The organism is Rathayibacter rhapontici (assembly GCF_001995175.1).
Lineage (GTDB): Bacteria > Actinomycetota > Actinomycetes > Actinomycetales > Microbacteriaceae > Rathayibacter.
The window spans coordinates 1-20,373 of the sequence record NZ_MUKN01000051.1 but is presented as its reverse complement, the minus strand read 5'-3'; the positions used below and the strand labels follow the sequence as shown (position 1 = coordinate 20,373).

Genomic DNA, 20,373 nt, shown 5'->3' with positions numbered 1-20,373 from the left:
TTCCGTTCTTAGGCCACTCTAAGGCGGCGCAGGCGTCGGCGGTGGGGTTGTATTAAGAACTTGCGAGGTTGTCGGCGTCGGTGCGTCCTTGGTGCTGCCATTCGGTGCCGTGGTCGATGTCGCTGTCGCGGGTGGAGCGGGTGCAGCCGGGGAAGCGGCAGGTGACGTCGCGGGTGGCGAGGGCCCGGCGCAGGTCGGCCGGGACGCGGTAGGTGGTACGTCCGACGGAGAGGACAGCGCTGGTTTCGGGGTGGGTCAGAATCCGGGCGAAGGAGGGCGCGTCGGCTGCCAGGCGCCGAGCGGTCGCCGGGTCGATGGGTCCGTAGCCATCGAGGACGCCGGGCTCATCCGAGCGCCCGAGGAGGGTCAGGACGGGAACGGTCACGGACACGCGGGCGCGGATCCCGTGCGGGACTGCGGTGGCGGGTCGAGAGCCGTCGGGGCGGCTGACGGTCTCGCCGTCGAGCAGTAGCGCGGTGGCGACGTCGGCGCGCAGTTGTCCGAGGGTGCGCTCCTCCTCCGGCACCTCGTGCAGGCTGGGCGCGGCGCGGTCGATGCGGTCGAACGCTCCGTGCGCCTCCGGAGCGGGGAGATGCAGGTGCAGAGTCGCCATGCCGTCGAGCTCTCCGTCGAGCCAGACGCCGCGGCGTGCGGCGCAGCGCTGGTGCCGGTCGGTGAGCGACTCGGGGTGCAGGCGCTCGCGCAGTGACCGCAGCCGGCGCCGGAGCTGCGGAGGCGTGCACTCGCGGGCGAGGGCCGCTGCGGCGTCGTCGAAGCGGCTGCGCGCCTCGACCGGCAGCTCGAGCGCGGCTCGGATGATCACGCGGGCGTGCTCGGGTGCGATCGCTGCCTCGCGCAGAGCCGTCAGCGTGTCCGGTAGCTCGTTGACGAGCATCCGGCTCTCCTCCACGAGGACACCCGCCAGGGCTTCGGAGACCCGCATGCCGGTCGCGAGCTCCGCGACCAGCGCGCGCATCGCGGCGTCCTCGCGTTCGACGTGCGCTTGCACGCTCGGATCGACGAGTGCGTTCGGGAGTGTCATCGCGGTGCGGCGGGCGAGCTCGATCAGCTCCGCCCGCTCGGCTTCGGCTCGGGCGCGGAACGCGTCGACCGCGCACGCGGCCCCGACTGCGGCCACGAGGGCGTCGTCGAAGCACTCGCGCACGCTCGGACCGCCGCCCGCGGGCCTCGCCTCGACATCCAGAAGAACCATACGAGGATGACACCAATGACCACCGACATCACGGGTGCGATCGCGCCATCCAGACGTGGAACGCGCCAGGGGCGATCCGGAGGCCGGCCCGCTGGGGGACGTGGATCTCGATACGCCCGCTGCGCGGGCTACTCGATCAGCAGGGAAGGGCCCTGCTCGATCAGTAGAAGAGGTGACGTCCACAGGCGTCCGTTAACGACGAAACCCGGCCTCCGAGGAGACCGGGTTTCGCTTTCTTGTTGCGGGGGCAGGATTTGAACCTACGACCTCTGGGTTATGAGCCCAGCGAGCTACCGAACTGCTCCACCCCGCGGCACAAGAGAAGACATTACACGCGGATCCCGAGCGATGCAAATCGAGGGGCAGGAGGCGGGAGGGTCCGACCGTCAGCGGGGCTTCGCGGCCGTGATCGCGAGCGCCAGCGGCAGCCACTCCCGATCGGGCCAGGACCAGACGCCGTCGCTCTCGACGAGATGCGGAACGACCCGCCAGGGCGCGATCGGCTCCTCCCGGAGTTCCGAGATCGACAGACCAGCGCCGAGCAGCACCGACACGATCGAGCCGAGCGGGTGGCTGAACTCGTGCGCACGGACGTTCTCGAACGACGCGTCCGCCACGGCGTAGTCCCCCGAGCTCTCGACGACCACGGGCTCGCCCCGGCCGTCGTACGGCTGCTGGAACCGCGGCTCCTCCCCCTCGGGCGAGCCGGTGAAGACGGCCGCGGCGGGGTGCGTGTCGACGAAGACGAACGAGCCGCCGGGAGCGAGGAACCACTCGACGATGCGCGCCCACTCGACGAGGTCCGGCAGCCAGACGACGGTGCCCCAGGTGGTGACGACGACGTCGAAGGAGTCGGGTTCGGGCAGCATGTGCCGCAGCTCGTAGAGGTTGGCGCAGACGAAGCGGGCGCGTTCCGAGAGGCCGAGCTCCGCGGCGAGCTCGCGCGCCTGGCGCACGGCCGGCATCGAGAAGTCGACGCCGATGACGTCCGCGCCGCGCTGGGCGAGCACGAGGGTGTCGGCGCCGAAGTGGCACTGCAGGTGCAGCACCCGCTTGCCCTCCCAGCCGTCGGGCGCGACGCGGGCGAGCGACTCCTCCTCGACGGGGAAGAGCCGGCCCGCCCCGCCGCGCAGCGCCGACAGGTCGTAGAACGAGCTGTCGACGTGCGCGGCGACGCGCTCGTCCCAGAGGGCGCGGTTCAGGTCGAGCCACTCCCCCGAGCGCAGGTGCTCGCCGCGGTCGACCTGGACCATGGTGCTACTGCGCTCCCTCGGCCTCGAGGGCCCGGGCGAGGGCCTCCGTGAGCTGCTCGTCCGCTGCGGCGAACGCGGTCAGGTCGCCGGCGCGCAGGGCCGCCTCGCGGGCGTCGAGCGCGGTCCGGGCGTCGCTGAGCGCCTGCTGCAGCGGCGTCTGGTCGCCGGTGTCGGCGTCCGATCCGCCGGTCTCGGTGTCGGTTCCCGGATCCGTCTCGACGTCGGTGCCCGGGTCGGTGCCCGTGTCCGGAGTCGTGGGCGTGCCCGTGTCGCCGGCCGTCGCTCCCGAGTCGCCGCCGAAAAGGCTGTCGAGCGCCGCGTCGAGGGTGTCCTCGAACGCTATGTCGTCGCCGAACGCGACCAGCACCTTCTGGAGGAGCGGGAAGCTCGTGTCGCCGTTGGAGCGGACGTAGATCGGCTGCACGTAGAGCAGGCCGCCGCCGACGGGCAGCGTCAGCAGGTTGCCGCGGGTGACCGTGGTGTCACCGCGCGACAGGATGTTGAGCTCGTTCGCGACCGTGGGGTCGGTCGTGAACGCGTTCTGCACCTGGCCGGGCCCGGGCACCGTGTCGTCCTTGGGCAGCTCGAGGAGGCGGAGCGTGCCGTAGCCGTCGGCCACCTCTCCGTCGGCGGATCCCGCATCGGAGTCGGCGACGAGGTAGCCGGTGAGCACGTTGCGGCTCGTCTGGCTGCCCGCGACGCTCGCCGGGATGTACGTCGAGTAGAGCGAGTACGACGGGACGTCCTGGTCGGGGGTCTGCAGCGTCAGGTAGTACGGCGGCTGCAGGGTGTCCCCGGTGGCGGCGGCCGTGGTCGCGGCTCCACTGGTCGGGTCGTTCGGCGTCGACCACGCGTCCTCGCGGGAGTAGAAGGACCCCGCCTCGGTCACGTGGTAGGTGCCGAGCACCGCGCGCTGGACCTTGAAGAGGTCCTCCGGGTAGCGGACGTGGCTGATCAGATCGGCCGACATGTCGCTGACGGGCTTCACGGTCGACGGGAAGATCTTCTGCCAGGTCTGCAGGATCGGGTCCTCGGTGTCCCAGGCGTACAGCGTCACCTTGCCGTCGTAGGCGTCGACCGTGGCCTTCACCGAGTTGCGGATGTAGTTCACGTCGTCGGTCGGGAACTGCTGCTGGGTGTTGGTGTCCGCGATGGCCTGCGAGAGGCTCTGCACGGCCGAGTAGGGGTAGTCGGCCGACTTGGTGTAGCCGTCCACCACCCAGACCACGCGGTCGTCGACGACGGTCGGGTAGGCGTCGGAGTCGAGCGTCAGGTACGGAGCGACCTTCTGCACGCGGTCGACGGGGTTGCGGTCGTACAGGATCTGCGACTCGCTGTTCACGCCGTCCGACAGGAAGATCTGCTCGGACTGGAACTTGATCGCGTAGACGAGCTTCTTGAAGACGTTGTCGAGCGAGGGCCCGCCCTCGCCGTCGAAGGTCGTGTACGTCTGCTGCGCCCCGTCGGTGCCCGAGGGGTAGTCGAGCTCGATGTCGCGCGACTCGGTGCCGCCGACGATCGAGTACGCCGGCGAGTTCTCGCCGAAGTAGATCCGCGGCTCGTAGGCACCGAGGTCGCCCGTCGTGGGCACGCCCGACTCGATGAAGACGGGCTCGCCGTCGGCCGAGCGCTGGTTGCCGTAGGCGGCGACGAGGCCGTAACCGTGGGTGTAGACGAGCGTCTGGTTGTACCAGGTCTGGTTGTTGCCCAGGCCGTTGAGGTTCAGCTCGCGGACGCCGACGACGGCGTCCTGGGTCGCGCCCTCGATGGAGTAGCGGTCGACGTCGAGCGCGTTGCGGTCGTCGCCGAAGGAGTAGTACTGGCGGAACTGCTGGAGCTGCGAGAACGCGTCGGTCACGACCGCCGGGTCCAGGATCCGGATGTTCGCGGTCGTCTCGGCGTCGGAGCGCAGCGCGCCCGGCTCGGCGTCGGTCGTCGCGTCGTACGGGATGACCTCGACGTCGTCCACTCCGTAGGCCTGGCGCGTCATGTCGATGTTGCGCTGGATGTACGGCTCCTCGAGCGTGCGCTCGTTCGGCTCGACCTGGAACTTCTGCACGACCCAGGGGGCGAGCGACCCGACGAGCAGGCTCGACACGATCAGCAGCGCGGTGCCGATGACGGGCAGGCGCCAGCGGCCGATGAAGGCAGTGACGACGAAGAGGACCGCGACGAGCGCCGCGACCAGCGCGAGGATCTGCAGACCGGGGATCGTGGCGTTGACGGTGGCGTAGGTCGCTCCGGTGATGCGGGCGCCCTGGTCGGTGAGGGTCGCGTACTGGTCGAGCCAGAGGCTGACCGCCTGCACCAGGAGGTACAGCGCAGCGATGATCGCGACCTGGATGCGGGAGGACTTCGAGACCCGCACCTCGCGGCCGTTCACGCGGATCGCGCCGTAGAGGTAGCCGGTGGCCAGAGTGGCGAGCGCGAGATGATGAGGACGGCCGAGGCGAAACCGACGAGGCTCTGGTAGAAGGGCAGCTCGAAGAGGTAGAAGGACGTGTCCAGTCCGAACTGCGGGTCCACGTCTCCGGACGGAGTGCGGTTCCAGAAGGTCAGGCTGGTCTGCCAGCGCGACGCGGAGGACACTCCGGCGAAGAGGCCCAGGACCGCGGGGATACCGAAGGTCGCGAGGCGCCGCAGCGGCTCGACCACCTGCTGGTAGCGGTCGATCTGCGAGTTGAGCTTGGCGTAGACCGGCCGGAGGCGGTACGCGAGGCTGAGGCTGATGAAGACCGGGACGGCCATCGCGACGAAGCCCAGGACGAAGAGCCCGCCGGCCGCCGCCCACTGCGTCGTGAGCACGGAGAGGAAGCCGAGCTGGTCGTACCAGAGGATGTCGGTGTAGAGACCGGCGAAGACGAAGAACGCCACCACCAGAGCGGCCACCACCACGACAGTGACGGCGAGGACGCTCCGTCTCTTCCGCGGCGGGGTTTCGGTTGCTGTGGAACTCACGGATAAGCCTCTTGCTGTCGAGATGTGAGGGGAGGCCACCCATGCTATGCGACGGGTGTCCGGCCCACCTGAGCGTCGGCCTCGACCGCAGGGAGCGGCAGGTCAGTCGATCGGCTCGGCCGCGTCGCAGGTCGGCAGCCCGGACACGTCGTCCGCCGCGATGCCCTCGAGCGCGGCGAGCGCCTCGTCGAGCGTGGCGACGCTGAGCACCTCCAGGCCGTCCGGCACGTGCCCGACGACCTCCCCGCAGTTCTGCGCGGGAGAGAGGAACCAGTCGGCCCCGGCGTCGACCGCGCCGAACATCTTCTGCCGGACGCCCCCGATCGGCCCGACCTCGCCGGCGGCGTCGATGGTGCCGGTGCCGGCCACCTCCGCTCCCCCGTTGAGCGACCCCTCGGTGAGCTTGTCGATGATGCCGAGCGCGAACATCATGCCCGCGCTGGGGCCGCCCACGTCGTCGAGCTGGATGTCGACCTCGAAGGGGAAGTCGAACGCGGCGCCGGCGACGATGCCGAGGACCGCGGAGCCGTCGCGGTCGACGGGCACGACGCGGACGTCCTGCTGCTCCCCGTCGCGCTCGACGGTGAGGTCGACGGGCGCGCCCGCTCCGGACGCCTGGACCGCCTCGCGCAGAGCCGCCACATCGGCGATCGGCTCGCCCTCGACCGCGACGACCGCGTCTCCGGGCTCGAGGACGTCGGCCGAGGGCGATCCCTCGGGGATCTGCACGACGGAGACGCGCTGCTCGACGGGGTACCCCAGCTCGGTCAGCGCGGCCGCGATCGCCTCCTGCTGCGAATCCGTCATCTCGGCCTGGTTCGCCTCGTCGCGCTCCTCGACCGAGACCGACCGCGGGAAGATCGACTCGACCGGCACGACCGCCTTGCTGCGGTCGAACCAGGCACCGACGATCTCGACCCAGCTCGGCAGGCTCTCGGGATTGCCGACGACCGAGACGGTCAGCATGTCGAGCGTCCCGGTGGTGGGGTAGGTCGGCTCGTCGGGGATGGAGATGAGCGGGACGTCCTCGCCGCTCGCGTCGCTCGTGCCGAGGGTGTCGAAGACGGGGCCCGGCTGCTCGATGACGTAGGGGGCCGGAGCGAGGCCCAGCACCACGATGAGGGCGACCCCCGAGAACAGCACGGCCGGCCCCGCCCAGGCCCGCCGCTCCCGCGTGGGCGAGCGCCGGGGATCGTCGGAGAACAGCGTCACGGGGGCCTTCCTCAGGGCGTGCGGGGAAGCTCCGCCGGAGTGTTCGCGGCGGGCGGAAGCGGGCCCTGCGGTTGCGGTCGTCTTCAGGCCGATCGCCCGGGCACTCGGGCTAACGTAGCTTGCACGACTGGGAGTCGAGTCACGATCCCGGGCGTTCACGCGAACGACGGAGGGCTGATCCGAATGGCCGCAGGCGACAGTGCTGACCGACCCGGCGAGGGCTCGGAGGACGAGTTCCGCGAGATGCTGAGCCGGTTCCTCTCGGGCGACGGGCCGATCGATCCTTCGCAGCTGGCCGGTGCCGCCGGCCTGCCGAACGATCCGGTCGCGCTGCAGAACCTGCTCTCGCAGCTGCAGAGCGCGATGCAGCAGAACGGCGACGGGATCAACTGGACGCTGGCGAGCGAGCAGGCCAAGCAGCTCGCCCGCGCCGACTCCGTCCCGGTCACCGACGCCGTGCGCGCGCCCCTCGACGGCGCGTTCGGCGTCGCGGCCCTCTGGCTCGACGAGGTCGCGCACGTGTCCGAGCTCAGCCGCTCGCCGCGCAGCATCAGCCGCCTCGAGTGGATCTCGCTCACGATGCCGGTCTGGACGCAGCTCGCCGAGCCCGTCGCCCTGAGCATCTCGGACGCTCTGACCAGGGTGATGCGCGAGCAGGCCCCGGAGGAGATGCGCGCGATGATCGCCGGCGCGAGAACATGATGCGCGGCATCGGCGGCACGCTCTTCGCCCTCCAGCTCGGCCAGGTCGTGGGGCAGCTCGCGGCCGAGGTCGTCTCGGGCGGCGACATCGGCATCCCGCTGCTCGAAGAGGGCGACGCCGCGATCCTGCCGCAGAACGTCGCCGCGTTCGGCGAGGGCCTCGACATCCCGATCGACCAGGTCCAGATCTATTTGGCGGTGCGCGAGCTCGCGCACGCCCGCCTCTTCCGCCACGGCAAGTGGCTCCGCCTGGCCCTGATCTCGCAGATCACCGACTTCGCGCGCGGCATCAGCATCGACACCACCCGCCTCGAGGAGCTCGCCGAGACCTTCGACCCCTCGAACCCCGAGGAACTGCGCGACGCGATGACCTCCGGCGCGCTGATCCCGCCGAAGACCGAGGAGCAGCTCGCCGCGCACGGCCGCCTCGAGACGGTCCTCGCGCTCATCGAGGGCTGGGTCGACGTGGTGACCGCCGCCGCGACGACCCGCCTGCCCAGTGCCGGCGCGATCGCCGAGACCGTCCGCCGCCGCCGCGCCTCCGGAGGCCCGGCCGAGTCGGCGTTCGCGACCCTCGTCGGCCTGGAGCTGCGCCCCCGGCGCCTGCGCGATGCGGCCGCCATGTGGCAGGCCGTCACCGACGCGGTCGGCGCGGAGGCGCGCGACAGCCTGTGGTCGCACCCCGACCTGCTGCCCGGCTCCGAGGACCTCGACGACCCCAGCCGCCTCGTGGCGCGGCTCAGCGCCGAGGCCCGGGGCGAGACGCCCGAGCCGGACGAGATGGACCTCGCGCTCGAGGAGCTCCTGAACGGAGGGACGCCCGACGCCTCCTCCGAGGACGGCACCGGCCCGACGGGCGATCGTCCCGTCTGACCCGATGACGCGCGAGGGGCCTGTGGAGAACTCCACGGGCCCCTCCGTCGTTTCGGCCATGCTCTCGGCATGGTGCTCCGACTCGATCCCCGGCTCCCCGTCCTCTGGCGCTCCGCGACCGCGGTGCAGATCGGCCTCGACCGCCCGCACGCGGTCCTCGAGGACGTCGGCTACGCGGAGGAGCTGCTGCTGCACGCCCTGCGGGTCGGGACGAGCGCCGGCACCGCGCGGCTGATCGCGCGGCGGGCGGGCGCCTCCGACGACCGGATCGACGAGCTGCTCGAGGCGCTGCGCCCGGTGCTGTCCCGCAACGTCTCCCCCGCCCCGCCGCCCGCGCCGCGCGTCGTCGTCGAGGGCGACGGCGCCGCGGCGGACGCCCTGCGCACCCTGCTGCGCGGCGAGGGCTGCGAGCTCGTGGCGGAGGAGGAGGTGCCCGACGTGGCGGTGCTCCTCGCCGACTTCGCCGTCGCCCCGGCGCGGGCGGCGCACTGGCTGGCCGCCGACGTCCCCCATCTCGCGGTGGTCTTCGGCGACGAGGCCGTCCGGGTGGGTCCGCTGGTCGAGCCCGGCGCGGGGCCCTGCCTGCACTGCGCCGAGCGCGACCGCATCGACTTCGATCCGGAGTGGCCGCGGCTCGTGATCCAGGTGCTCGGCCGCCGCGCCCCGACCAGGACGGGCCTCGCCAGCGCCTCGATCGCCGTGGTGGCGGCCGACGCGGTGCTCCGCCGCGTCCTCGCGGGATCGACGGGGCTGCGCGAGAGCGAGAGGACCTACTCCGACGCCTCGGGCGGCTTCAGCGAGCGGAGGCTGGAGCCGCACCGCGAGTGCGCGTGCCGAGCTCTTCCAGGAACCGCGACGGCTCCCGCCTCGTGACGCGGCCCACGGTCGAGCGCGACCACGACATCCGCAGCCGCCTGCGGGCGCGGGTGATGCCGACGTAGAGGAGCCGGCGCTCCTCGTCGATGCCCTCGAGGCCGCTCGCGTACGAGATCGGCAGCAGCCCCTCCGAGAGGCCCATCAGGTGGACCGACTCCCACTCCAGGCCCTTCGCGGAGTGGATGGTCGCGAGGGTGACCGCCGCCCGGTCGGGCTCGTGGTGCACCTGCTGACGGGCGAGGAGATCGTCGGTGAACTGCCGGAAGCTCCAGCCCGCCGGGGCCTCGTCGACCAGGCGGGCGAGGGTGTCGAGCGACTCCCAGCGGTCGCGGACAGCACCGGGGGCCGACGGCGGCTCGGCGCTCCAGCCGAGCGAGCGGAGGACGTCGCTGACCGACTTGAAGAGGGGCTCGCCGGTGATCGAGACCGAGGCGGCGCGCAGCTGCATGACCGCCTGCTTCACCTCGGGCAGATCGAAGAAGCGCTTGCCGCCGCGCATGTGAGCGCTGACGCCGCGCTCGGTCAGCGCGTGCTCGAGCACCGCCGACTGCGAGTTGGTCCGGAAGAGGATCGCGATGTCGGAGGGGCGGATGCCCGCCTGGATGTCGGCGGCGACCCGCTCGGCCACGCCGCGCGCCTCCGCGATGTCGTCGGGGTAGGCGTCGATGGAGGGCTCGGGAGCCTCTCCCTTCTCGACGGCGTGCAGGACGAGCGCGCCGGGGCGCCCGCGCATCAGCCGGTTCGCCGTCTGCACGATCGGAGTCGCGGAACGGTAGTTCTCCTCGAGGCGGACCACGGTGGCGGCGGGCCAGTGGCCCGGGAAGTCGAGCAGGTAGTCGGCCCGCGCGCCGGCGAAGGAGTAGATGGTCTGGCTCGCGTCGCCCACGACGCACAGATCGCTGCGGTCGCCGAGCCACAGCTCGAGCAGCCGCTGCTGGAGCGGGTTCACGTCCTGGTACTCGTCCACGACGAAGAAGCGGTACTGCTCGCGGACCTGCATGGCCATCGCCGGCTCCGACTCGAGCATGCCCGCCGTCACGAGCAGGACGTCCTCGAAGTCGATCTGACGGCGCTGGTCCTTCAGCCCCTCGTACTCGTCGACGAGGGCGACGGTCTGCTCGAGCGTCAGCCGACCGGGAAGCGCACGGGTGCGGGCCGCGACGGCGTACTGCTCGAGCGACAGCGCCGAGACCTTCCGCCACTCGATCTCGGCCGAGAGGTCGCGCAGCGTCGCGGTGTCGAGCTTCAGGCGGAGCCGCTCGGCGGCGTGGCCGAGCAGGCGGGCCTTGCCGTCGAGCAGCTGAGGCATCGTGCCGCCGACGAGCTGGGGCCAGAAGTAGCCCAGCTGGGACAGCGCCGCGGCGTGGAACGTGCGGGCCTGCACTCCCCCTGCGCCGAGGACGCGCAGGCGCGAGCGCAGCTCCGCCGCCGACCGGCTCGTGAAGGTGAGCGCCATCACCCGGCTCGGCGTGTAGACGCCGGTCGCGACGCCGTGGGCGATCCGGTGGGTGATCGTGCGGGTCTTGCCCGTGCCCGCGCCCGCGAGCACGCAGACCGGGCCGAGCAGCGCCTCCGCCGCCTCGCGCTGCCCCTCGTCGAGTCCGTCGAGCAGGCTCACGCGATCGGCCCGTTCTCGAGCTCGCCCCCGTACCAGTCCTCGATCATGGCGCGGGCGATGGAGGAGCGGCCCGGCAGCAGGACCGACTCGAGCGAGTCGCGCAGCTGGTCGCGGGTGAACCAGCGCAGGTCGACGATCTCCTCGCCGTCGGGGAGCAGCGCAGCCGGCTCCTGATCGGGCGCGAGGCGGGCGGTGAAGCCGACCATCAGCGAGGCGGGGAAGGGCCACGGCTGCGAGCCGAGGTAGACGGGATCGACGACCCGCATGCCCGACTCCTCGAAGATCTCGCGGACGACGGCGGCCTCGAGGGACTCCCCCGGCTCCACGAATCCGGCGAGGAGCGAGAAGCGGTCGGCCCCCCACATGGCGTTCGAGCCGAGCAGCAGGCGGTCGTCGGCGTCGAGGACGCAGACGATGATCGCGGGATCGGTGCGGGGGAAGACCTGGCTGCCGTCGGTGGGCGAGCGGCGCACCCAGCCGCCCTGCTCCACGACCGTCGGGTCGCCGTTCCGCGGCGAGTAGGCGTGGGAGGCGTGCCAGTTGGCGATCGCGAGCGCCTCGGTGAAGAGGCCGGCGTCCCGGCGGCTGAGGCGCTCGGCGATCGGGCGCAGCGCGGTCCAGCGCTCCTCGTCGGGCTCGAGCTCGAGCGCGGCGGCCTCGGTGAGGACCGTGGCGACGACGGGCGTGCCCGCGGGCTCCCCCGGGGCGTCGACGGTGGTGCGGCCGAGGTAGACGCGGAGGGTGCCCGCCGTGACCGCGCTCGCGCTCTGCAGGGCGAGGGCGTCGCCGTCGACGAGGGCGCGGTCCTTCCGCAGGGCGAGGACCCGGGTCGCGGGATCGGCGAGCAGCTCGTCGTAGAGGTCCGGACGGGCGCGGGTGAGGTAGTCGCGATCGACGGCCTGGCGGGCGAGCGGGAGGCGGTCGGTGAAGGGCGTGGTCATTCGGAGCTCTTTCCAGGTGGCGGTGCCGCGGGATCGGGAGGCGCAGGAGGGACGGGCGGAGCGGCGGCGCCGGAGCCGGATCCCGAGCACGGCATCGGCGGGAGAGCGCGTGGCGGACGGGCCGGTCGGGGGCGGAGCGACCTAACCTGGAGCCATGGCCAGATCCCATCTCACTCTAGCCGCGCTGGCCACTTCGGCCGTCGAGGGCCTCGACGTCCGGACCGCGCGCGCGTTCACCCACTCGACCCACGGCGACTTCGACTCCGCCCTGCTCTCGACCCGGGAGGGCGCCCGGCTCCTCGTGCGCGTGCCGACCTCGCCCCTGGCCGAGCAGGAGCAGCTCGGCGACCTCGTCGCGCTGCGCGCGCTGACCGCGGGGATCCGCAGCCGACTGCCGTTCGACCTGCACACGAGTGTCGGGCAGGCCCCCTTCGACGGCACCCGGGCCGTGGTCTACGAGTTCCTCGACGGCGACCGCGTCCTCATCGACGACGTCGCCCCGGCGAGCGGCCTCGCCGACTCGATCGGGCGCGCGATCGGAGCGATCCACTCGCTGCCGGCGTCGTTCGTGCAGGAGGCGGGCCTGCCCGTCTCGACCGCCCGCGACAGCGTGAACGAGACGGTGGCCGTGATCGAGCGCGCCGCCGACACCGGGCACGTCCCCGCGGCGCTCGTCGCGCGCTGGGAGACGGCGTCCTCGGACGAGTCGCTCTGGCAGTTCGACCCGACCGTGGTCAACGGCTCCATGACGTCGGACTCGTTCCTGCGCTCGGGCGAGGTCGTGACCGCGGTGCTCGGCTGGGCGGCGCTGCGCGTCGGCGACCCGGCGCGCGATCTGCACTGGCTGCTGAGCGCCCCCGGAGCCGGCACCGCCTTCGCGGCGTACTCGCGGATGCGCGCGGGAGCGGTCGACCGCACCCTGCGCCAGCGGGCGCAGCTCTACGCCGAGCTCGAGCTGGCGCGCTGGCTGCTGCACGGCACCGAGACCGACGACTCCGCGATCGTGGACGACGCGGTGGCGATGCTCGACACGCTCGTCGACAGCGTGCTGGGCGATCTCTCCGCCCCGCTCTCGTCCGACACCGGCCCCGTGCTCGAGGTCTCGGAGGTCGAGGAGCTGCTGAACCGCACGCCCGGCGCCCGCACCGGCGCCTCGGCTCACGGCCGCGGCCTCGCTCCGAGGGCCGAGGAGAGCGACTCCGCGAGCTCGCGCTCCGAGTAGAAGCGCTCGGGTCGCAGCACCAGGTCGTCTGCCACGAAGTAGAAGACGGCGTCGATGCTCTCGAGCGGGACGCCCTTCCACTTCGCGAAGGCCAGCCGGTAGAGCGCGAGCTGGAACTGCTTGAGCTCGAGGTCGGCCGCGTCCTTCGGGGCGCGGCCGGTCTTCCAATCCACGATCTGGTGGCCGCCGGCGACGGGGTAGACGGCGTCGATCTTGCAGACGACGACGTGCTCGGCGAGCTGCAGGTGGATCTCGATCTCGACGGCCTCCGGGCGGCGGGCCGCCCACTCCGAGTGCTCGAAGGTCTCGACGAGGGCGGCGAGCCGCTCCTGCTCCGCAGTCGCCCCGCCGAGGTCGTCGAGCTCGTCGGGGAACGTGTCGACCGCCTCCGCCTCCCCTTGGACGCCGAAGCGGTTCTCGACCCAGGAGTGGAAGGTCGTGCCGAGCCGGGTCTGGCGGTACGGGCGCTCGGGCATCGGCCGGCGCAGCTGGGCGGCGACCTCCTCCGGAGCGCTGATCACGTCCTTGAAGCGCGAGGCGGGGATGCGGACGGGCAGCGCGACGCGCTCCCCGCCGGCGAGCCGCACGGCGCGCTCGGCGAGCAGCAGCCGGATGTCGTCGCCGCGCGGGCCCTGGAGCCCCGGCTCGGCGATCCGCACCCGCTCGGCGGCCGCTCGCACGCGCTCGCCCCGTGATCCGAGCGGATCGTGCGGCCAGCGGAAGGTGCGCGGAGCGCGCTCGAGCGGGTTCTCGAGGTGGGACGGCTCGACGGGGAGCTCGGGGATGGTGCCGGCCTCGGCGAGGTCGCGCAGGAACACGCCGGGACCCCGGGGCTTGGACTGCCCCGCCCACCACGAGCCGCTCAGCAGCAGGTGGTGGCGGGCGCGGGTCACGGCGACGTAGGCGAGCCGCCGCTCCTCGGACTCGTTGCGCTCGCGGAGGGTGTCGCCGAACGCGGTGATGGCGTCGACGACGTCCTTCTGCGTCTCGGCGGAGCGCCAGTCGAGATCGGGCAGCTCGGCCGCGTCGCCGCGGAAGGCGTAGGGCATGGCTCCCAGCCGCACCCAGCCCCGGAAGCCCTCGACGGGCGTGCCGGGGAGCTCGCCGTCGACCATCCTCGGCACCGCGACGAGGTCCCACTCGAGGCCCTTCGACCCGTGGATCGTCAGCAGCTGGACCGTGCCCGGCTCCGGATCCTCCGGTCGGGGAGCCAGCCCGTCGCGCTTGTCGGCGAGGACCAGCCAGCGGAGGAAGCCGCGCAGCGACGACCCGGTGCCGCCGCCCCGGTCGTCGGTCTGCAGGTAGCCCGCGACCGCCTCGCGGAAGGCCTCGAGGTTCGCACGGCCGTCGCTGCGCGACTCGTTCGCCTCGACCTCGATGTCGAGGCCGAGCTCCTGCTCGACGAGGGTGACGAAGTCGAGCAGATCGAGTCCGGCTCGCGCGCGCAGCCGGGCGAAGAGCGTGCCCGCGTCGTGCATCCGGGCGAGACCCTGCTCGCTGAAGGCCGAGAGGGCGGAGTGGTCGAGCCTGCCGTCCTCGCCCGGGCGGCGCGAGGCGATGAAGTCGAGCGCCTCGATGATCGAGCCGCCCTCGCCCTCGGTGACGGAGGCGCGCATCCGCTCGCGGACGTCCTCGGGCAGAAGCCGGTGCGCGTGATCGCGCGACGCGAGCCAGGAGGCGAGGTCGCGCAGGGCGCGGAGGTCCCTGACGCCGATCCGCCAGCGCGCACCGGCGAGGAGGCGGACGAGCTCGCTGCCGGCGGCCGGATCCTCGACGACGGTGAGGGCGGAGACGAGGTCGGCGATCTCGGGCTGGCGGAGCAGGCCCCCGATCCCGAGGATGTGGTACCGCACGCCGTGCTTCGCCAGGGCCGCGGCGAAGCGGTCCATGTGCGCGCGGACGCGGAAGAGCGCGGCGGCCGAGGGCGGCTCGGGGCTCTCGGCGAGCCGGCCGGCGAACCAGCGGGCGACGTCGTCGGCCTCGTCCTCGATGGTCTCGGGGAAGGTGAGCTCCACGGCGTGCGCGCTCGCGGAAGGGCCCGCCTCGAGGCGGTCGACCGCCACTCCGCTGGACGCCTCGAGCGGCCGGACGACCGCGTTCGCCGCGGCGAGGACGCGGTGGCCGTTGCGCCAGCTCATGCTGAGCGAGAACCGCGACGCGGAGCCGAAGTCGACGCCGAACCGCCCGAGGCCCTCGGCGCTCGCGCCGCGCCAGCCGTAGATCGACTGGTGCGGGTCGCCGACCGCCATGACGCCCTGCCCGGCGAACAGGCGCGCGAGCAGGCGGGTCTGCAGCACGGACGTGTCCTGGTACTCGTCCAGCAGCACGACCCGGTAGCGCGCACGGTGCTCGTCGACGAGCTTCGGCACCCGCTCGGTGATCCTCAGCGCCAGGGCGACCTGATCCGAGAACTCGACGAAGCCGCGCTCGGCCTTGGCCTCCTGGAAGCGCTCGGCGAGGGAGGTGAGCACGGGCAGTGCGCCGACCGCCTGGACCGCCTTCTCGACCTCGCGGTAGACGCCGCTCCCCTTCGAGCCGCGCGCAGCTCGGCGATCCGCACGAAGTCCTCGGCGAAGCCCGCGACGGCGGCCGGGTCGGCCAGGTTGTCGGCGAGGTCGTGCGCGAGGGACACGACGAGGTCGGTGAGGCGGTCGATGTTCGCCTCGACGTCGAGGATGCGCGGGTCCGCCGTGTCGGCGACCACTCCTCGGGCCAAATGCCAGGCCGAGGCCTCGGACAGCACCGTCGCGTCGCCCTCGCGCCCGATCAGCGCGGCGTTGTCGCGGAAGATCGTGTTCGCGAAGGCGTTGTACGTCGAGACCGTCGCGGCGTCGAAGGGATCCGGCTCCGTCTGCCCCTCGGTGAGCGGGAGGAGCCCCGCGGCGCCGAGCTGGTCGATGCGCCGGCCGATCCGCTCGCCGAGCTCGGCGGCCGCCTTGCGCGTGAACGTCAGTCCGAGCACCTCGGAGGGGGCGGCGAGGCCGTTGGCGAGGAGCCACAGCACGCGGTTCGCCATGGTCTCGGTCTTGCCGCTGCCCGCGCCCGCGACGACGAGCGCGGGCGCGAGCGGCGCCTCGATCACGGCGCGCTGCTCGGCCGTCGGCGGACGGAGGTCGAGCTTCTCGGCGATGGTGAGGGCGTCGATCACGCGGGCACCTCCCCCTCGTCCTCGTCGGGCTCCTCGTCGGGCTCGATCTCGTCGAGCACCAGAGTGCCGTCGCCCGACACCTCCGGAACGGCGTGCAGCCGGTAGCGCAGGGCGTCGCCCGGCGAGAAGGGCACGGCGTCGAGCAGGCCGGAGAAGGCCGGAGCGGCCATGCCGGTCGCCGCGGTGCGCACCCGATCGCGGAGCCGCTCGAGCTCCTCCGCGCCGAAGCGCGGCTGCACGACCTCCCGGTAGCGCCTGCCGCGCACGCCGCCCGAGACGAAGAGGAGCTTCGCGCCGCCCCGCTCGGCCGAGCCCGCCGCCTCGATCGCCCCGCTCGCGACCGCGAGCTGGTAGCTGCCGAGCTGGGCGTGCTCGGCCACCGCGGCCTGCGGGGGGATGCTGCGGCCGGTCTTGAGGTCGACGATCGTCACGGAACCGTCGGCCGAGCGCTCGACCCGGTCGATCGAGCCGCGCACGCGGGCCGGCGGCACTCCGATCTCGAACTGCTGCTCCCGGCCGAGGACCTCGCCCCCCGCCTCGCGGAAGTCGACGAGGTAGTCGGCGAGGCCCTCGACGAGCCGTCGGGTGAGCCGCTTCTGCCGCTCGCCGAGCCAGGGCGACTCGAAGACGAGCTCGGGCCAGCGCGACTCCAGCTGCGCCCACAGCGTCTCGGTGTCGGGCTCGGCCGCGTTCTCGAGCACCCAGTGCACGAGCGTCCCGACGCCCATCGCCGTGCTCGTGGTCGATCCGGACACCGCGTCGACGAACCAGTTCAGCGGGGAGCTCTCGAACGCCTCGAGCCGGCTGGGCGAGACCGACACCGGTCGCTCCGGGTCGTCGAGCTCGAACAGCGGCTCGCTGGTCGAGGGGTCGAGGACTCCGTACCAGGAGGAGGGATCGGCGCCGGGCACCTCGGCGAGGGCCAGCGCCCGCAGCCCGCGGATCGCCGCGGGCGCGTCGGGCGAGTTCGGAGTGGTCGCCGTGCGCCGCAGCGCCGCGACCGCTCCCCGCAGGGTCAGGGGCACCGCCGACGCGGCGTCGAGGTGCGGCGCGTCGGGAGGCGTCAGCCGGAAGAAGAGGGACGGGGTCTCGTCCTCGCCGGCGACCGCGCTCAGCACGAGCTGCCGGCGCGCGCGGGAGGCGGCGAGCGCGAACATCCGCAGCTCGTCGTCGAGGGTGGCCTTGCGCCCGTCGAGCGGCAGCCCTCCCTCTCCGCGCGCGGCGCGGACGAGCCCGTCGGGATCCAGGAGGGAGCCGCGCTGGCGGAGGTTGGGCCAGACGCCGTCCTGCAGCCGCGCGACGACGACCACGTCGAACTCGAGCCCGACGACGGAGGAGGGCGTGCCGATCAGCACCGCGTCGTCGACCGAGCGCGGCGCGAGCGTGTCCTCGGGCACCTCGGCCTCGAGGATCTCGGTGACGAATCCGACGGCCGAGGACGCCGCGGCGCGCTCGACGAAGCGGCGGGCGGCGCTGAACAGGGCGACGACGCCGTCGAGGTTGCGGTTCGCCTCGGCTGCCGTGAGCCCGGTGCCGAGCGCCAGCTCGCGCCAGGACGTCGCCACCCGGCTCGACTCCCAGGCCGACCAGAGCAGCTCCTCGATCGAGCCGTGCTCGGCGTGCAGCCGTCGCACCCGGTCGATCGTCACCGCCAGGCGCTCGGCCTGTCGAGCGGGAGCGGAGTCGATGGTCGCGAAGCGGCCGGGCGCCGAGAGCGCCTCGACGAGCAGGGCGTCGCTCGGGCGGATGCCCTCGCCCGCGAGCTCCTCGGCGCGGAGCGCGAGCCGCAGCCGTCGCAGGCCCAGCCGGTCGACGCCGCCGAACGGCCCGAGCAGGAGCTCCGCAGCGAGCGCGGCATCGAGGGGACGCTCGCCGATGGCGACGCGACGAGCACGAGCAGGGCGCGGGCGGCGTGGTCGTCGCGCAGCGCGCGGCCGGCGAGGACCGAGCGCACGGGCACCTCGGCCACGGCGAGCGCCTTCACGAGCGGCTGCACCGCCGCTCCGGAGCGCACGACCACGGCCATCCGGTGCCACGGCACGCCGTCGCGCAGCCGCCGCTCGCGCAGGAGCCTCGCCAGGGTCGCGGCCTCGCGCGCGGCCGTCGGCGCCTGCAGCACCAGGATCGGCTCGGGAGCGCCCGGAGCGTCGTCGTCGGCGCGGGCCGCGCGCTGCGTCCGGCCGCCGCCGCTCCGATGCGCTGCGTCGCCCGCGAGACCAGCGCCCGCAGCGCGGCCGGATGCCGGTGGACCCTGTCGAGGACGAGCGTCTCGGCGTCGGGGGCGCCGATGCTCGCGGAGAAGCGGCCGAGGGTGTCGGAGGAGGCGCCGCGGTAGGCGCTGGTCGCCACGTCCGGGTCGCCGAACGCGATGATCGTCACCCCGCGCTCGGCGAGGGCGCGCAGCAGCACGACGGTCGACTCGCTCGCCTCCTGCAGGTCGTCGACCACGACGAGTCGCAGCGCGGTGATCCGCTCTCCCCCGCCTCCGTCGCGGATGGTCTCGGCCGCGAACGCGGCGAACTCCGCGGCGTCGAGCTTCGTGCCGACGTCCGGCGACATCCAGTCGACGACCTCGCGGAACTCCTCCAGCAGCTCGGCGGCCGCCGCCCACTCGCCGCGCTCGGCGTCGACGGCGAGCGCTCGGACGGCTGCGGTGTCGAGCCCGTGCTCGGTCGCCCGCATGCCGAACTCGCGCAGCTCGGTGCGGAAGGTGCGGAGCCGGAGCACCTCGGGGCTGAACTCGTCCGGCCAGCGCGGCCCGGTGCCCTCGGCCAGGTGCCCCTCGATCAGCTCCGAGAGGAGGACGTCCTGCTCGCCGCCGGTGAGCAGGGTCGGCCGCTCGATGCCGAGCTCCTTGGCGGAGGCGGTGACCGCCTCGAACGCCAGAGACGTCGCGGTGCGCGCCAGCGGTCCGCGCGTCGGCACGTCGAGCCGGAGCGCGAGGACGTCGCGGAGGGAGGTGGCGGCGGTGCGGCTCGCGGCGAGGACGGCGACGGACTCGGGCGCGTAGCCCCGCTCGAGGATCCGCTCGGCCACGAGCTCGACGATCGTCGTGGTCTTTCCCGAGCCCGGCGCTCCGAGGACGGCGGCGCTGCGCCCGTCGGGGAGGTCCAGGACGGCCCGCTGCGACGCGTCGAGCACGACCCGGGCGCGCTCCTGCGGCCGCTCCTCGACGGAGGCGGCGCGGGCGGAGGGGGTTCCAGGAGCGGGCACGCGACCACGCTAGCCAACACCGCCGACACTGCCCGGCGCCCGCGGCGCAGCACCCTCCGGCCCCGGTCCGCTCAGCGCGAAACCCGCGTCGGGGCCTCGGCACGGTGCCGTATCGTGACAGCCACGTCCCTCCTCCCGAAAGGCAACTGCTGGTGGAAATCCGTATCGGAATCGTCAACACCCCGCGAGAGCTCAACTTCGAGTCCTCGATGTCCGCGACCGAGGTCGAGAAGACGGTCACCACCGCTCTCGAGGCCGGTGCGAAGGTCCTGCGCCTGCGCGACGAGAAGGGCAAGATCTACATCGTCCCCACCGACACCATCGCGTTCGTCGAGCTCGGCTCGGAAGAGTCGCGCCGCGTCGGCTTCGTCGCCTAGGCCCTTCCCGAGCACGTCGTGGAGCTCCTCTTCATCGGCATCGGCGGGGTCCTGCTGGGCCTCGCCGCCCGCTACTCGCTGCCGCACCGGCACCTGCACGGCTCGGTGCTCGTGCCCGCGATCGGCGGAGTCGTCGCCGCGGTGCTCTGGGTCGCGCTCACCTGGGCGGGCCTGCCCTGGGACGGCGGCCTGATCTGGGTCCTCGTGCTGGCGCTCACCGCGATCGCCGTGGTCGTCGCCGACCTCGTGCTGGGCCGCTCGCGCGCCCGCCGCGACGACGCCTCACTCGAGGCGATGCTCGCGGGTCGCGTCGCGCCCTAGACCGAGCGCAGCACTGCGGAACGGCGCGGGAGTCCTCGACTCCCGCGCCGTTCGTCGTTCCGCAGGGGCTCAGGCCGGCACCGTCTCCGCGACGTCCGTGGCCAGCAGCGCCTCCGCCACGGCCGCGCGGATCGGCTCGACGATCCGCAGACGACCCGCGAACTCGACGACGAGCACCTGCGCGGCCGCGCTCAGCGGTCCTCCGCCGATGATCACGGCCTCCGCTCCGGCCGCCTCGGCGTCCAGCACAGCGCGGCGCAGCTCGACGAGCAGCCGCTCGGGGTCCTCGAGCTCCTCCGCCGCCGACTCCGTCAGGAAGCACCCGGCGTAGTCCTCGGACCGCCCGGCCGAGGCGACCAGCGACCGCAAGGTCGTCTCGAGCCGGGCCGTCGTCGTCGCGATCGCGAAACGACGGCCGCCGATCCCCGCGGCACGCACCGCGGCGGC

The 20,373-nt window shown here is 73.2% G+C and carries 14 protein-coding genes, 1 tRNA gene and 2 pseudogenes; 5 read left to right on the top strand and 12 right to left on the bottom strand.

Annotation, left to right across the window (positions count from 1 at the left end; translation table 11 throughout):
* Positions 1 to 52: 52 nt before the first annotated feature.
* From B0T42_RS14785 to B0T42_RS14765, 5 genes and pseudogenes are all read right to left on the bottom strand, one after another.
* Positions 53 to 1,213 carry an HNH endonuclease signature motif containing protein gene (locus tag B0T42_RS14785; protein WP_077223793.1) on the bottom strand — a complete coding sequence of 387 codons (1,161 nt, stop codon included), beginning with the start codon at positions 1,211 to 1,213 and terminating at the stop codon, positions 53 to 55.
* A gap of 239 nt (positions 1,214 to 1,452) precedes the next feature.
* Positions 1,453 to 1,526 (bottom strand) — tRNA-Met (locus B0T42_RS14780).
* A gap of 73 nt (positions 1,527 to 1,599) precedes the next feature.
* Entirely contained in the window at positions 1,600 to 2,466 is an 867-nt protein-coding gene (locus tag B0T42_RS14775) for a class I SAM-dependent methyltransferase (RefSeq protein WP_077223792.1), read from the bottom strand.
* A 4-nt stretch (positions 2,467 to 2,470) separates the two neighbouring features.
* Positions 2,471 to 5,424: pseudogene (locus B0T42_RS14770) on the bottom strand (UPF0182 family membrane protein).
* 102 nt (positions 5,425 to 5,526) lie between these two features.
* A complete protein-coding gene (locus tag B0T42_RS14765) occupies positions 5,527 to 6,636 on the bottom strand; it encodes a YlbL family protein (protein ID WP_077223791.1) in 1,110 nt (369 codons plus the stop codon).
* A 183-nt stretch (positions 6,637 to 6,819) separates the two neighbouring features.
* Between B0T42_RS14765 and B0T42_RS14760 the strand changes: the two are divergent.
* Both B0T42_RS14760 and B0T42_RS14755 read left to right on the top strand, forming a co-directional pair.
* Positions 6,820 to 8,210: pseudogene (locus tag B0T42_RS14760) on the top strand (zinc-dependent metalloprotease).
* 69 nt (positions 8,211 to 8,279) lie between these two features.
* On the top strand, positions 8,280 to 9,083 hold the full coding sequence (locus B0T42_RS14755) for a hypothetical protein (protein WP_077223790.1): 804 nt from the start codon (positions 8,280 to 8,282) through the stop codon (positions 9,081 to 9,083).
* Here B0T42_RS14755 and B0T42_RS14750 read toward each other — a convergent pair.
* Both B0T42_RS14750 and nudC read right to left on the bottom strand, forming a co-directional pair.
* Positions 9,004 to 10,704: an ATP-dependent helicase gene (locus tag B0T42_RS14750; RefSeq protein ID WP_077223789.1), complete on the bottom strand. Its 1,701-nt coding sequence runs from the start codon at positions 10,702 to 10,704 to the stop codon at positions 9,004 to 9,006. The two genes, B0T42_RS14755 and B0T42_RS14750, sit on opposite strands and share 80 nt — an antisense overlap.
* Complete coding sequence (gene nudC / locus B0T42_RS14745) at positions 10,701 to 11,645, bottom strand: NAD(+) diphosphatase (protein WP_077223788.1); 945 nt, start codon at positions 11,643 to 11,645, stop codon at positions 10,701 to 10,703. Before nudC ends, B0T42_RS14750 begins: the two co-directional genes overlap by 4 nt.
* Before the next feature lie 154 nt (positions 11,646 to 11,799).
* On the opposite strand from nudC, the gene B0T42_RS14740 reads away from it, so the two are divergent.
* A complete protein-coding gene (locus B0T42_RS14740) occupies positions 11,800 to 12,867 on the top strand; it encodes a phosphotransferase (RefSeq protein ID WP_077223787.1) in 1,068 nt (355 codons plus the stop codon).
* Here the strand turns inward: B0T42_RS14740 and B0T42_RS14735 are convergent.
* Genes B0T42_RS14735 through B0T42_RS14725 form a run of 4 tightly spaced genes read right to left on the bottom strand, consistent with a single transcriptional unit; the run spans position 12,804 to position 19,228 of the window.
* Positions 12,804 to 15,338 (bottom strand): ATP-dependent DNA helicase, encoded by a 2,535-nt coding sequence (locus tag B0T42_RS14735; RefSeq protein ID WP_236720315.1) that lies wholly within the window; start codon positions 15,336 to 15,338, stop codon positions 12,804 to 12,806. The genes B0T42_RS14740 and B0T42_RS14735 overlap by 64 nt on opposite strands.
* Positions 15,251 to 16,015, bottom strand: coding sequence for a UvrD-helicase domain-containing protein (locus B0T42_RS21500; RefSeq protein WP_236720314.1), 765 nt, complete (start codon positions 16,013 to 16,015; stop codon positions 15,251 to 15,253). The genes B0T42_RS14735 and B0T42_RS21500 overlap by 88 nt, the downstream gene beginning before the upstream one ends.
* The gene (locus B0T42_RS14730) at positions 16,012 to 18,051 is read right to left on the bottom strand and encodes a UrvD/REP family ATP-dependent DNA helicase (protein WP_139344530.1); all 2,040 of its coding nucleotides are present in this window, start codon (positions 18,049 to 18,051) and stop codon (positions 16,012 to 16,014) included. The genes B0T42_RS21500 and B0T42_RS14730 overlap by 4 nt, the downstream gene beginning before the upstream one ends.
* On the bottom strand, positions 17,996 to 19,228 hold the full coding sequence (locus B0T42_RS14725; RefSeq protein WP_077223785.1) for a UvrD-helicase domain-containing protein: 1,233 nt from the start codon (positions 19,226 to 19,228) through the stop codon (positions 17,996 to 17,998). Before B0T42_RS14725 ends, B0T42_RS14730 begins: the two co-directional genes overlap by 56 nt.
* Positions 19,229 to 19,380: 152 nt before the next feature.
* Between B0T42_RS14725 and B0T42_RS14720 the strand changes: the two genes are divergently transcribed.
* A complete protein-coding gene (locus tag B0T42_RS14720; RefSeq protein WP_055793661.1) occupies positions 19,381 to 19,605 on the top strand; it encodes a DUF3107 domain-containing protein in 225 nt (74 codons plus the stop codon).
* A gap of 18 nt (positions 19,606 to 19,623) precedes the next feature.
* The gene (locus B0T42_RS14715; protein ID WP_077223784.1) at positions 19,624 to 19,926 is read left to right on the top strand and encodes a hypothetical protein; all 303 of its coding nucleotides are present in this window, start codon (positions 19,624 to 19,626) and stop codon (positions 19,924 to 19,926) included.
* A 69-nt stretch (positions 19,927 to 19,995) separates the two neighbouring features.
* On the opposite strand, the gene B0T42_RS20180 is transcribed toward B0T42_RS14715, so the two are convergent.
* On the bottom strand, positions 19,996 to 20,373 hold a 378-nt coding region (locus B0T42_RS20180; RefSeq protein ID WP_236720313.1), incomplete at its 5' end, for an aspartate/glutamate racemase family protein.